Source organism: Glycocaulis alkaliphilus (assembly GCF_004000605.1).
Taxonomy (GTDB): Bacteria; Pseudomonadota; Alphaproteobacteria; order Caulobacterales; family Maricaulaceae; genus Glycocaulis; species Glycocaulis alkaliphilus.
Genome location: NZ_CP018911.1, coordinates 1,611,051 through 1,624,920, shown reverse-complemented (window position 1 = coordinate 1,624,920; position 13,870 = coordinate 1,611,051). Strand labels below are relative to the sequence as shown.

9 protein-coding genes and 2 pseudogenes are annotated in these 13,870 nt (G+C 57.6%); 3 read left to right on the top strand and 8 right to left on the bottom strand.

Annotated elements, in window-relative coordinates:
• Positions 1 to 3 precede the first annotated feature (3 nt).
• Both X907_RS07760 and X907_RS14430 read left to right on the top strand, forming a co-directional pair.
• Positions 4 to 1,221 (top strand): phage major capsid protein, encoded by a 1,218-nt coding sequence (locus X907_RS07760; protein WP_127566792.1) that lies wholly within the window; start codon positions 4 to 6, stop codon positions 1,219 to 1,221.
• Between the two features lie 138 nt (positions 1,222 to 1,359).
• A complete protein-coding gene (locus X907_RS14430) occupies positions 1,360 to 3,588 on the top strand; it encodes a coiled-coil domain-containing protein (protein WP_170175497.1) in 2,229 nt (742 codons plus the stop codon).
• 49 nt (positions 3,589 to 3,637) lie between these two features.
• Here X907_RS14430 and X907_RS07750 read toward each other — a convergent pair whose 3' ends face one another.
• The gene (locus tag X907_RS07750) at positions 3,638 to 4,015 is read right to left on the bottom strand and encodes a hypothetical protein (RefSeq protein ID WP_127566790.1); all 378 of its coding nucleotides are present in this window, start codon (positions 4,013 to 4,015) and stop codon (positions 3,638 to 3,640) included.
• A gap of 763 nt (positions 4,016 to 4,778) precedes the next feature.
• Between X907_RS07750 and X907_RS14770 the strand changes: the two are divergent.
• A pseudogene (locus tag X907_RS14770) lies at positions 4,779 to 4,926 on the top strand (integrase catalytic domain-containing protein); the annotation flags it as partial.
• Positions 4,927 to 4,977: 51 nt separating this feature from the next.
• Here X907_RS14770 and X907_RS14800 read toward each other — a convergent pair.
• The 7 genes and pseudogenes from X907_RS14800 to X907_RS07715 all read right to left on the bottom strand — a co-directional run.
• Positions 4,978 to 5,531 (bottom strand): annotated as a pseudogene (locus X907_RS14800) (IS66 family transposase); the annotation flags it as partial.
• Between the two features lie 689 nt (positions 5,532 to 6,220).
• The gene (locus tag X907_RS07740; protein WP_009802132.1) at positions 6,221 to 6,907 is read right to left on the bottom strand and encodes an OmpW/AlkL family protein; all 687 of its coding nucleotides are present in this window, start codon (positions 6,905 to 6,907) and stop codon (positions 6,221 to 6,223) included.
• A 94-nt stretch (positions 6,908 to 7,001) separates the two neighbouring features.
• A complete protein-coding gene (locus tag X907_RS07735) occupies positions 7,002 to 8,624 on the bottom strand; it encodes a long-chain fatty acid--CoA ligase (RefSeq protein ID WP_170175496.1) in 1,623 nt (540 codons plus the stop codon).
• Positions 8,625 to 8,750: 126 nt separating this feature from the next.
• Entirely contained in the window at positions 8,751 to 10,379 is a 1,629-nt protein-coding gene (locus tag X907_RS07730; RefSeq protein ID WP_009802135.1) for a GMC family oxidoreductase, read from the bottom strand.
• Between the two features lie 31 nt (positions 10,380 to 10,410).
• Positions 10,411 to 11,856, bottom strand: a complete 1,446-nt coding sequence (locus tag X907_RS07725; RefSeq protein ID WP_040612565.1) for an aldehyde dehydrogenase family protein — start codon at positions 11,854 to 11,856, stop codon at positions 10,411 to 10,413.
• Between the two features lie 10 nt (positions 11,857 to 11,866).
• Positions 11,867 to 12,340 carry a rubredoxin gene (locus tag X907_RS14750; protein WP_040612567.1) on the bottom strand — a complete coding sequence of 158 codons (474 nt, stop codon included), beginning with the start codon at positions 12,338 to 12,340 and terminating at the stop codon, positions 11,867 to 11,869.
• A 174-nt stretch (positions 12,341 to 12,514) separates the two neighbouring features.
• Positions 12,515 to 13,726: an alkane 1-monooxygenase gene (locus X907_RS07715; protein WP_009802138.1), complete on the bottom strand. Its 1,212-nt coding sequence runs from the start codon at positions 13,724 to 13,726 to the stop codon at positions 12,515 to 12,517.
• Positions 13,727 to 13,870: the final 144 nt, after the last annotated feature.

The following is a 13,870-nucleotide window of genomic DNA, read 5'->3' as shown; positions in this document are numbered from 1 at the left end:
ACGATGAAAAACGCACTCAAATCGACTGCATCCCGCTTTCTGGCGGTTTCGCCGGTAATGGCGAACGGAGCAGCGGCCGCCGCGGGCGATGGCCCGGAAAAGGCGCTCAAGGCCATTCAGGCCCTCGCCTCCGACATCAAGGCACAGAAGGCCGAACTTGATGCAGTGAAGGCCGAACTTGACCGGTCCTTCAAGATGTCTGCCCGTGCCCGGATCGCCTCTGGCGGCACCGGCACACCCCACGCCGAAACGCTCAAGCCGCTGGCGGCTTACATCACCGGCCATGCGCCGGAAAACTCCATGAGCGTCGGGCAGGACAGCAAAGGCGGCTTCACTGTCACGCCAGAGATTGACCGGGTGATCTTTGAATTCGCGCGCAACGGTTCCGCGATGCGCCGGCTGTCTCGCACGGTGCTGATGGAAAACGCGGGCAGCGAGTTTGAAATCCTGTTCACCAGCAAACGCGCCGAGGCCGGGGGCTGGGTCGGTGAAACACAGGAGCGCGGTGGCACGGAAAGCGCGGGCATGTCGAAAATCACCATCCCGCTTTTCGAAACCTATGCCGAGCCGAAGGTCACGCAACGTCTTCTCGACGACTCCTCTTTCGACATCGAGGTGTTTGTCAGTGACGACATTCAGGGCACGCTCGGGGAGCTGGAAGACGCCGCCTATGTCAACGGAAACGGGGTGGCGAAGCCCAAGGGCTTCCTGACCTACGACACAAGCGCGGATATCGATGCCGAACGTCCTCTGGGCACGCTCCAGCATGTCCTTTCTGGCAATGACGGAGCGTTCGAGGCTGTGTCGACCGGCGTTCTGCCTGCCGACCGGTTGGCGGATATGGTCTACAGCCTCAATGCCGAATACCGGGTCAACGCGTCCTGGCTCATGAACTCGAAAACGGCCGGCACTGTCCGCAAAATGAAGGACGGCGAGGGGAACTACCTCTGGCAGCAATCGACTGCGGCGGGCCAGCCTTCGACGCTTCTGGGCTATCCGGTCGAGATCGACGAACACATGCCGGATATCGCATCCGGTTCCAAGGCCATCGCGTTTGGCGATTTCCAGCGCGGCTACTGCATCGTGGACCGCACGGGACTGAACGTTCTCCGCGATGCCTACACCCTTAAAGGCTGGGTGAAGTTCTACACCACCAAGCGCACCGGTGGCGGGGTAGTCGATTCCCGCGCCATCAAGGTGATGAAGTTCAGCGCGGCATAACCAGTTTGCGCGGATGGCGGGTTAGTCGCCGCGAGTGGCTGAGGCTCTTCTCCTAGCTTCCAGCTTGTCCGCGCAAGACAGGCGGTTCAGAGGTCGCGAAAGTCTCTGGACCGCCGCTTTTTCAGGAAAGGGCCGAAAATGAGTGATGACGCCATTTTGCTCGCCCAGATCGACGCGCGCATGAACCGGCTAGATGCGGCTCTGAACAAGGCCGTGGGCGCTTCAAACGCCGGGGCGCGGCGAATCGAACGCCGGTTTCAATCAATGAACGCCAATCTTGACCGGGGTTTCCAGCGCCTGCAGCGCGGGGCGACCGTTGCGCTTGGCGCGCTCGGGGTAGGGCTCTCTGTGAGGGCATTCACTGAGGCAACGAATGGCGCGCTCGACCTTGCAGAGACCTTGCAGGATACTGCCGATAGGGTTGGCGTGACCGTTGAGCAGCTGCAGGAGCTTCGCTACGGCGCGGATCAGACAGGCGCCAGTGCAGCGACGATGGACATGGCGCTCCAGCGCTTCGCCCGGCGAACCGCAGAGGCCGCTGAGGGCACTGGCGTGCTGCGCGACATGCTGCAAAGGCACAATATTGAACTGAGGGATTCCAACGGCAATTTGCGGGCGAGCTACGATGTCTTGATGGATTACGCGGACGCGATCGCCAACGCGGAGTCAAATCAGGAAGCGCTGCTGCTGGCAAATCGCGCATTTGACACGGAAGGCACCCGCCTGGTGGGCCTATTCCGTCGCGGCTCGGAGGGCGTTGCTCAGTTCGCAGAACGGCTGCGGGAGGCTGGGGGTGTGCTGGGCAACGACATGGTTAGGCAGGGCGCCGACGCGAACGCCCGTTTACGAGAGATGCGCCAGATTATTGAGACACAGCTCAACGGGGCCATTCTGAGCAATGTCAGCGAGCTTGAGAATATGGCGCGGATGCTGGGTGAAGTTCAGGCCGCCGCCATTAATGTCGGGGCAGCTCTGGCGCGTGCCTTCGGTATGGGTGGGGGTATCGCACAGTCAGACTCGATGCAGGCAGCGGATCTTCTGGAAGGCCGGGCAGCCCAGCTTTTGAACCGCAATATCAGCGCGACTGATCGCGGCGGCGAAGCCCAGATACGCGCCACCCTGCGTTACTCGCTGGGTGGCGAGCGTGCGCAACAAGAGAGCGAACGCATCGGTGAGATCATAACGCACATGCGAGCAGGTGAGGCGCGCGGTATTGACTACGGACGCACGATTGATGACGCGGTTGCCGAGCGGCTTCTGGTGTTGGCCGCGACCATCAGGCGCGCACCGCCGCAGCAAAACTCCGGCGCGGCTGAAGGGTCCGGTGCAGGTGCAGGCCAGACTGACCTCGAAGCAGAACGGGGCCGTGCTCTGGCCGTTACCCGCCAGCAGCTAGCGCTACAACTGCAATTGGCCGAGGCAGAAGCGCGTGGGGACAGCGATGCCGCAAGGCGCGCTCAGCGTGAACTCGACACGCTATCCCGGATCGAAACGTACAGGCGCGCACAGATATCAGACGCCGAAGCGACCGCCCGGGCTGATCAGGCTCGCCTGCACGGGTTGGAAGACGACGCTAGGGCGCAGGAACGTGCGAACCAGCTGATTGAAGCAAGGCTAGAGCTTTCGGCTCGCCAGCTGGAAATTGACCTGGCGTTGGCCCGTGCGCGCGGTGATGAAGGACTTGTTCGTTCGCTGGAACGCGAGCTGGAAATCCGGACCCGGATAGCGCAACTCACGGCCGCCGGCTTCTCCACGGGAGAGGCTACAGATGTCGCCACGGGAGAGGTGGACGCGATGCGGGCCGCTATCGATCAAGGTCAGTTTAGAGACGCTTTCCGCACCGCATTCAGAGACGGCTTGCTGGGCGCTCTGGATGGGAATGCGAAAGAGGCTTTCTCCAACTGGATGCGCGATGCCGCCACGCGAGGTCTGAGTCGCGCGCTGGACGCCCTCGCAGATCAACTGTTCGGATTGTTTGCCGGCGCAGGCGGTGGCGGTGGCGGCGCAGGCGGAATTTTCAGCGGCGTTGGAAAGATGCTGGGATTCGGCGGTGGGAAGGCTACTGGCGGGGCAGTTCGACCCGGCATGGCTTATGCAGTAGGCGAGCGAGGAAGAGAGATATTCGCCCCATCTGTGCCCGGCAACATTATCCCTGCGGGGCAGGTGAGCGGGGCCGCTGCTTCGCGCGAGCGCGTGGTAGAGCGCGTGGTAGTGGTTAAGGTAGATGCCAGCCCGTATTTTGACACCGCTGTTGATGAGAGGGCTGCACCTATGGCGCAAGCGGCAGGGAACCAAGCTGTGGAAGTTAGCCGATCCGCAGTTTCCGCTGATATGCAGAAGCGGCAGCACGGGCGGCTTGGACGGTGAACAGGGCGCTCCAGCGGAGCGCCCTTTCGACTTTCTGGCAGGTGCCGGGTTACGCGATCCGTTGAACGCCTCGCAACGCGACAACCTCCGGTGTGTCCGGGCCGACATAGCGGCGGCCGGTCGCCAAGTCCTCTACATCGTCGGCAATGGCGCCAAGCAACCGGCGCTGGCATTCATCGAGCGAGCCGGGCGCCTCAGTGGCCAGAAAGTCCCGGATCTTCACAAGCACCTGATCGAGCGAGCGCGCCGGGGCGGTGTACATGGCCCGCTGGGCGTCCAGCTTGCGCTCTACGCTGGCGTCACTCGCCTCAGGGGTATGCGGCCCCGCATGGACACGAACGAACGCTGCCTGGGCGTCCAGATAGTCGGCATGCGCGTTGGCGAAGGCTTGAGGCTGGCGGTCGATAAACAGATTCGCGGCGGTCATGGCGGGTTCTCCTTTTTATCCCAAAGTGAGGGGGATCAGCCCGGCCAGACTGCCTAACGTATATCGAAATGTATACTGGAAAATATTGAAAACAATTATTGATATGAAATATAAGTGCTTTTTAGAAGAAAATGGCGGGCCGTGCGGGATGAAGGTGGGCACTATTGCTACGCGATAGCACTATGATGACATTAACATTTTCGGTTGTTGGCTGGAATGGAAGCCATTTGATACGGAGGTCGCAGGGTGTCCACACATGATCCAGGAGGAGCCGCGCAGAGGCGGGAAAAATTCTTCGGAAGGACGGTTTCAAGGTCCGGCAGGTGTCGTCCAAGTCACCCGGCGTTAGCCGGGAACAAGGGGCGAGGCACTTCATTTGGAAATGGAAAGAACTTCTACTGGCCGGCTGCGGCTTCATCGCGTATCACCATTACTGATGAATTGACCTGATGCAGGACGCTTGACGGGGGTGCCCAATGGAATCGAGGCTGGCCACAAGCTTTGAGGACTTAAAAAGGTGTATTGCAGGGGAAAGGTGACACCCGACGTCTGGTCACCTCTCGGCGCCAAAAGCGTCTCGACGATGAAAAGTGCTGGTGCGCCGATCGGTTTTTAGTCAAGAAAGCGGGACGTGCTTGCGTACTCCTCGCTCGGGCCGGAGCAGTTTGAGGTTGCCTGGAAAGCTGGCATCGATTTTTGGACGACAGTTCCGAAAGAATCCGCGTGGGTGTTCGTTGTAAAGACCGGATTAAAGTCAGATGAACTCGACCTTGTGTGCGGCAAGATTGACTATCCGAAGACGATCCGGGTCGACCAAGGCTCTGAGTTCATCTCCCGTGAACTTCGACCTATAGGCACATCCAAACAATGTGACGCTGGACGCCTCACGGCCCGGAAAACCGACAGACAGTAAGCGCCTCGCCGATCGCCTACGGATTTAGGCATGACATTTTCCGGAATCGTCAGGGCATGAGTTCCTCGATCTGGCTCTGCGGATGGCCGTTGATGATGGCGTCGAAGGTATCTGCGCGGTAGGCAATGGGATTAACGTCGTTGAGCTTGCAGGTGGCCACGACGGATGAGAGCAGCGCTCAGTTTTCGGCCGCGATCTCGTGTCCAGAAAACAGGGCATTTTTTCTGATTAGGCATATCGGCCGGATGGCGTTTTCGACCGGGTTGGTATCGAACTCGAGCCGGCCATCGCCAGGAAGCGGGTGAGCCCTTCCCAATGGGCAAGACCTTAGAGAATGTCTTCGGCCAGCTTAGAGCCGGAGGAGACCCTTGACAATTGCTTTTCAAACCAGGGCTTCAAGGCGGCTATGATCGGGGAGGAGTGCCGTTGTCGCGCGGCGATCCGAGTTTGTGGCGTCATTCCTCGCACCGTCGCCTCAATGGCGTATAGCTTAGTGAACTGGCGCACGGCGGCCTCGGCGATCGGGGACTTGGTGTTGCGCGCCAGCTTCACGAACCTTCGGCGCAGATGGACCCAGCATTGGACGAGCTTCCACGGTCCTTGCGGTCATTCCAGGCGCGTCAGCCGTTCGCTGACGTCCTGGCCAATCCTGGCCATCTCGCCGCAGCCGCACGGGCACAACGCGCGCTCGGGCTAGATGACCTGCTGCACCCGCGGCCTCACGCCGACAGGCGCGCGCCGAGCGCCTGAGCTTTGGGATGGCTCCGGGCTCGGCGCGCTCGCCAACCAACACGCTTTGAGCTATTCAACCAACGGACTCTCCCAATAATCTCGGAACCCATTGGGGGCGCCTCAGGACGTCCATTTTGCCGTCTGCTCCCAATTGGACCGTCCGACTCTAACGATCGGCGGACTCTTGCCACATTCACCTCATGCGCCGCACGAGGGGAGCAGTGTGGCGCTTACGACAGACAATGACTTTTCATCGAGTCATTCAATGGCCGGCTCAGGGCAAAATGCCTGAACCAGCACTGATGGATCGCCTCGTTAGAGCCAGCCCGTAGAGGTAAGGAAGCGCCAAATACTCCAGCCCTGAATGAGGGCACTTTTAGGGGCGGCCAAAAAATAAGGTGAGACTCCCAGAATAAACTCTGCCGCGTGGAGCTCAGGTCAGTCACGCAATACGTGTCCGCTTCGTTCTGAGGTCGGGCCCGTTTCCTCACATCTCCAAGAGCTTGCTTTTCGAGTTTTTGTTACTCACTTTCCTTGCCAGCTCTTCTAGCAATAATAGCTTAAAACCGGTAGGCAATACCGATATTGAGAATTGTTGGGTCCACCGAAATCTTGCCTCTGACTGGCGCCCCGCCGAGTGTCCCAGAGATATCTGTTTCGAATGGCGTGTAACGTATATCGGCATTGGCAAACCAATTATCGCTCATTTGATAGCGCATTCCAACTTGGACAGCGGGCGCCCAGGCGTCTTTCAAGTCGAAGTCCGCGAGTGCATCCCCTTGTTCTTCCAGAAACAAGATTCGAGCGATACCGGCACCAACATAAGGGCTAACGGATGAATTAGTCGAAAAGTGATATTGAAGCGACAAAACAGCAGGGCCATATTCCGTCTCTCCAACAGGCAGTCCTGCCAAACTGCCGCTCCCTGCAAGATTAGCGCTGGCAGGCAAACCACCAAAGAAGTTCAACGCTACAGATGAATTCAAAAAATAGGAAACGTCGAAACTCAGCGTGGTGTCATCGGTGATATTGACACCAGCCCCGGGTATTGGCGCACCGCCCGCGCTGATTGAATCCAACGTTTCGTTCGTGAATACTTTCGCCGCATTCAGGCCAAAAAGCCAGTCGCCCTTGGAGTAAAGCGGTTCCGCATTTGCGACGCTGAACGACGAAAAGCCACCGATCATCGTGATTAACACAAACTTCGAGGCAAAAGGCCCCTTGGATTTTACATTAGATTGTTTCATTTATTCCTCCCTTTTGGTCGTTTTTTTCGCGCCCTATGCGCGGTCGCAAACAGGCGGAACATGCGATCCGCAAACCCGCTTGCCTGATTTCAGGCTATGCCAGAAGCACGTCCCCATAGGCTTCCCGCAGCTTGTTCTTCAGCACCTTACCGGTTGCGTTTCGTGGAAGTTCATCCACAAAAACGACCGTATCCGGGATCTGCCATTTGGCGACTTTGTCAGAAAAGAAGGCAATCAAATCCTTCTCTGACACTTTTGCTCCTGGTGCCTTGACCGCGACAAGGACCGGCCGTTCGTCCCATTTTTCATGTTTTGCCGCGATTGCGGCGGCATACACGATACCGGGATGACCGACCGCGATGCCCTCAAGTTCGACGGTGGAAATCCATTCGCCGCCAGATTTTATGATGTCCTTGGAGCGATCCCGGATCGTCATGAACCCATCGGCATCAATCGAGGCCACATCGCCGGTTTCAAACCATCCATCGGATGCCAAAGTCGTGCCTGGCTCCGCACCAAAATAGCTGTCTACGACCCAATGGCCGCGAATGCGAAGATTGCCTTGCGCCGCCCCATCCTCGGGAAGTGTGCTGCCTTCATCGTCAACGATCTTGAGTTCCACGCCATAGGGCGGGCGGCCCTGGCTTTCTCGCACTTTCGCCTGCTCTTCCTCGGTCATGCCTGCATGGCGTTCCAGCAAGGCATTCGCGGTCCCGAGAGGCGAGGTTTCGGTCATGCCCCAGGCGTGCACGACTTCGGTGCCATATTTGTCGCGGAATTCGGCGATCATCGACGGGGGACAAGCCGACCCACCGACCACTGTCCGTGTGAGGGTTTCGGCTTTGGAGCCGAGTTTGTCGAGCGATGCGAGAAGCCCCTGCCAGATTGTAGGAACACCAAGCGCGACCGTCACGCCTTCGTCGTCGATGAGCCGTGTAAGGCTGTCACCATCAAGTCCCGGACCAGGCAGGACCAGCTTTGCGCCGACCATCGCAGCAGCATATGGGATGCCCCAGGCATTGACGTGGAACATCGGAACCACGGGCATCATCACTTCGCGTGCTGAAATGTTCAGCGTATCGGGAAGGGCCGCGCCCAACGAATGTAACACCGTAGAGCGGTGCGAATACAGAACGCCCTTGGGGTTTCCTGTAGTCCCGGAAGTATAGCAAAGGCTGGATGCATCATTCTCATCGACATCCACCCAATCGGCGTTTTCGTCGCCCGAGGCCAGGAAGTCCTCGTAGAACACAAGTCCGGGGATTTTTCTTGCTGCTTTTTCATCACGCACGGACATAAGAACGAAGGTATCGACAGTCGTCAGCTTCTCCTTGATCCCCTCAATGATCGGCAGGAACGTCTTGTCAAAAAAGATGACCCGATCTTTCGCGTGGTTGATGATATAGACAAGCTGTTCCGGGAAAAGGCGCGGATTGATCGTGTGACATACCATTCCACAGCAGGAAATGCCAAAGTAGCATTCTAGATGCCGCGCATTGTTCCACGCGATCGTCGCCACGCGATCCCCTTTGAAGAGCCCCATCTTTGTCAGCGCCGAGCCGAGCTGCCGGGATCTGTCAGAAATACCTTTCCAGTTCGTCTTAGTCTTTGTGCCATCTGTTTCCACCGACACAATCTCGGTGTCGCCGTGGTAGCGAGCTCCGTGGTCGATCAGTGAATGAATGGTCAGTGGCATAGCCATCATCTGTCCGCGCATTTGGCTTCCTCTTCAGAACTTGAATTTTGGGTTGGAATCGTGCCGTTCTGAAACTGCTCGAAGCTTCTTACAATAAACCCCATCGCCCCCTGACACCGGACTGTTTTTCGCTTTTCATCATAAAGTTCAGGCAACTGAACGACTCCTGTCAAAAATACGCACCTGCCCCAGAATGATCTCGGCCGCATTCTCAGCGATGACCATGGTCGGGGCGTTTGTGTTGCCGGCGACAAGGCTTGGCATGATGGATGCGTCCACCACTCGCAGCCCAGATACACCGCGAACTTTTAGTTCCGGATCTACAACTGAAGCCTCGTCCGCACCCATTCGGCATGTGCCAACCGGGTGATAGATTGTTTCTGCGCTTTCCCGAATGAATGCCGCAATCTCATCGTCGGTCTGTACGGATTTGCCGGGGTGCACTTCGTATTTGCTGTGCGCAGACATTGCCGGAGCTTCGAGGATCCTGCGCCCGGCTTTAAAGGCCGCAATCATCGTTTTCATATCTTCCGGATCCCCAAGATAATTCGGCTGAATCAGAGGATCGTCCATCGGATCCGGGCTTTTGAGGCCAATATAGCCGCGGCTCTTTGGCAAAAGATCGCAGATGTGAAGCGTATAGCCATAACCAAAAGCGATCTTGCGGCCATGATCTTTCAGATATGTGGGCAGGAAGTGAAACTGAACATTCGGCCTATCGCGGTCAGGGGACGACTTAATGAACCCACCGCTTTCCGCAACATTTGACGTGAGAAACCCTTTACGTCTGAAGATGTAGGAAAACAAACCACCAATGCCACGCGGCAGAAAGCTGGGCGCGACACCGATCGGGCGCCGTGAGCTAGCAGCATGCATAATCGTTACATCGAGGTGGTCGGCCATGTTCTTGCCCACCTCGGGAAGGTCGTGAACGACGGCTAGACCATGCCGTTTAATTTCTTGGGCATCCCCGATACCTGACAGAAGGAGAAGTTGAGGCGAATTCACGGCCCCGCCAGACAGGATCACCTCGCCGCCGGCATTGAGACGCAGTTGGCGATATTCGCCGCCCTGCCGCAAGGTGACACCCGTTGCGGACTTTTCTTCCATGACGACGCGGGTCACACGGGCGTCGGTGATGACTTCAAGATTGGAACGGGACTCAGCCCCCCGCAGAAAGGCTTGCGCCGAACTCCAGCGCCTTCCGTCCTTTTGCGTGACCTGGTACATGCCCAGCCCCTCTTGCGAACCGCTATTAAAATCGCCGTTGTGAGGAATCTGCAATTCACGCCCAGCCTGTACGAAATCGCGGCTCAAAGGGTTCACGGTTTTCAGCTCGCTCACGGAAAGCTCGCCGCCCTTACCATGACTATCGGATGCTCCGAACCGATGGTTGTCTTCGATCCGCTTGAACAGGTCTGTCATGCGGTCCCAGCCCCAGACATCCGTGCCTGCCTCGGACGCCCAGTAGTCGTAATCGGCCTTGTGCCCGCGGATATAGACCATGGCGTTGATGGACGACGACCCGCCCAGTGTTTTGCCACGAGGCCAGAACAGTCTACGGCCATTCAAATGTTCTTGTGGTTCGGTATCGAATGCCCAGTTCAGCTTTTTGCTATTGGCCAACAATGCGATCCCCACTGGCATGTGAATCAGGGGGTTCTTATCCTTTGGGCCCGCTTCGATAAGCGCGACGCGTTTTGCCGGGTTTGCAGACAACCGGTTGGCCAGAACGCAACCGGCGGATCCGGCGCCGACGATGATATAGTCGTACATTTCTTATCTCCCTATTGGTTCCGGGCGGCTGTTATCCAAGCACCCGGACCACGATGTTTATGAGGCGGCGTACAAAGCCCGTGTAAGGCGGGAAAAGCATGTGCGTAATCGAATGCTTTTCCTCCAGCACAGCTTTTTCATGCGAAAATGCCTTGAAGCCATATTCCCCATGGGCCGCCCCGATGCCGGAGTTGTTGACGCCGCCAAATGGCAGGTTCGGGTGCAGGAAATGCACAACAGTAAGGTTTACGCCCACCGCGCCCGAAGAGGTGCGCGTGATAATCTGGTCAGCGAAGTCCTTGCTTTTGTCGAAGATATAAAGAGCAAGGGGCTTGGGGTTTGCGTTGATCTTGTCGATAACTTTGTCCAGATCAACATATTCGATGATCGGCAAAATTGGCCCGAACAGCTCTTCCTGAGTGATTTCCATATCATCCGAAACCTCGGAAATCAGCGTCGGGGCAACGAAGTTCTGGCCCGCATCGGTCTGACCGCCCTGAAGGATACTTGCGCCTTTGGCACGGGCATCCTCGATCAGGTTGCGCAGCCGGTCAAAATGCCTATCGTTCACGATCCGGCAATAGTCGGGCGTTGCTTTTTGTGCCTCGGGCGTTTTCCCATAGACCCGACCGATCTCGGCCTGAAGCGCGGTCTTGAACGCGGCCGATACATCGCGGTGCACATACACATGATCGGGGGCGATACAGGTCTGACCGTTGTTTGAGAACTTGCCCCAGACGATGTTTCGCGCGGCCTTTTTGATATTGGCGTTGGGCCCGACGATAGTGGGCGACTTGCCACCAAGTTCCAGAGTGACCGATGTCAGGCTTTTTGCCGCCGCCTCCATCACGACCTTGCCGATCGCCGGGCTGCCCGTGAAGAATATGTGGTCGAAGGGCAGTGACAGAAGCTCCTGGGAAACCAAGGCATCGCCTTCGATGACCTTGACCAGATCCGGTGTGAACGCCTCTTCCACGATGTCGGTGATGACCTGGGCCGCATTCGGTGTCATTTCGGACGGCTTGATAATGGCGCTGTTGCCGGCCGCGATTGCCGAAACCAGCGGCCCGAGCGAAAGATTCACCGGATAATTCCAGGGCGCGATGATCAGGCATACACCCTTGGCCTCGGGGCGAACCCGTGCCTTGGTGCCAAACACCCCCAAAGTGGCGCGCGCCCGTTTGGGGCGCATCCACGACTTCAGATGGTGTTTGGTGTGCCGGATTTCCTGAAGCACAGGAAAGATCTCGGTCAGTTTCACTTCTTCGGCGGGTTTGCGAAAATCAGCCGCGCAAGCCGCGATGATTTTGTCCTCGTTCCGTTTGACGGCCTCTGCCAGGCGGTCCAGCTGTGCGATACGTGCCTTGCGGTCAAAGACCGCCCGCCGGGCAAGTTGTGCTCGAATCTGGGTGTCAAACGCCGCTCGGATGTCATCGGCACCGGCTGTTTTGGCGGGAAATGAGGCAACCTGATTCATGTTCACGCTCTTATTTTTCTTCGTAGAGGACATAGTCCTCTTTCGTGGCACCACAGTCCGGGCAGCACCAATCATCGGGGATCTGGCTGAACAAAGTTCCCGGCGGAAAACCTTCGTGTTCGTCGCCAAGGGCTTCGTCGTAGATATGACCGCATGTGATGCAAAGCCATTTCCGGTAGGCGGTTCCGGCGGCGGGGGCCGCCTGTGCCACCGGAGCAGGCGGCGGTGCGGCGGCAGGAGCGGCAACCGCCACGGGTGCGGGTGCCGGGGCCGGAGCGGATGTCGGTGCCGGTGCCGGGGTTGGTGTAGGCGCTGCGGCTTCTCCGATCAGCAAAAAGTCCTCTTTGTCGCGGACCGCGCAATCGGGGCACGCAAAGTCTTCGGGCACTTGCGACCACGGCGTTCCCGGCGGGAAACCTTCATGCGGGTGGCCCTGGATTTCATCGTAGGTGTATCCGCAATCCGGGCATTGATATTTGGCCATTGTTCATTCCTCCCTTACACACATGAGTTGACAGGCAAGCACATGCGTCGTCCCAGATTTTCTGTCGGTTGTGTCTGCGGCCCCGTCTTCGAGTGCGAGCAAGGGGCTGTTTGTCAGGTCAGGGTTGGCCCCATCGGGGCCAACGCCTTTGTCTGAGATGCCAAGCCTTGGGTTTTATTCGGCGGGCATTGCGGCAGGCTGCGCAGGTGCGACCGACCCGAATTTGCGGTCATAGTAGTCGCGCATACCGGGTTCGATCTGGATCTTGTTCAGATCGCCTTTGGCCCAGTCCAGGACACGATGATCCATGATCGACCGGAACCAGGAGGGGATCAGCGCGGCAAAGAACATCCCGGGATAGCCCGAAGGAAGCGCAGGCAGATCCTTGAAGTCCCGCAGGGATTGATAGGACCGCGTCGGGTGCGCGTGGTGGTCCGAGTGCCGCTGCAGGTGGAACAGGATCAGGTTGGACATGATATGGTTCGAGTTCCACGAATGGTGCGGCTTCTGATGCTCATACTTGCCGTTGGGCAGTTTTTCGCGCAGCAAGCCATAATGCTCGATATAGTTGGCCGAAGTCAGCTGCCACCATCCGTACGCCATCTGAATGGGCAGGAACACAAGCATGATGGGCCCGAAGAATGCCAGCAGCCCGGCGTAAAGAACGACGGTAATGATCAGCGGCTGAAGAATTTCGTTATCCAGGCTCCAGACGCTCTTACCACTCCGCTCAAGGCGCACCTCTTCTAGCTCCCAAGCGCGTTTGAAAGCCCCGGGGATTTCGCGGGTTGCGAAAGAATAGATGTTTTCGCCCATACGCGAGGTTGCCGGGTCTTTCGGGGTGGCCACGTCACGGTGGTGCCCTTTGTTATGTTCGATGAAGAAGTGGCCATAGCCCACCACTGCCAGCACCAGTTTTGCCATCCAGCGATCAAAAGCTTCCTTCTTGTGACCGAGTTCATGGCCGGTGTTCAGCGCCAAACCGTTGACGACCCCCAGCGACAGTGCCAGCGCGACGAATTCGAGCGCATTCAGAGAATGGGTTGCGACCCACCAGCAAGACCCGATCAAAGCCGCATAATGCATGGGCACCGTCAGATAAGTAAGCACGCGATAATATCGGTCTCTTTCAAGATCAGGTACGGCCGATTCGGGGGGATTGGAAAAATCCTCGCCAAACATAGCGTCCAGCATCGGAACCGCCAGATACCATAAAATCAGCACAGTCCCGTACCAGATGCTCCAGCCGGTTACCGAGACCAGATACAGTCCGATTAGCGGCGTTGCCGGCCAGAATACGGACAAAATCCAAAAATACCGTTTCTTATCAACGTATACTTCATCGGCGCCAGCTTGCGCCGTGGACGCTTGGCTTAGATCGCTCATAGTCTACTCCTCCCAAGGAAAAGGCTGTTGTAAGTTTCTGTATTGGCCAGAAGAGCATCTCCTTTTCGTACTTGCTGCTTCTTGCCGCTTGGAATTAAGCTGCCTCTCAATCAGGTCACCCCACAACTACACGTTCGTGTAGTT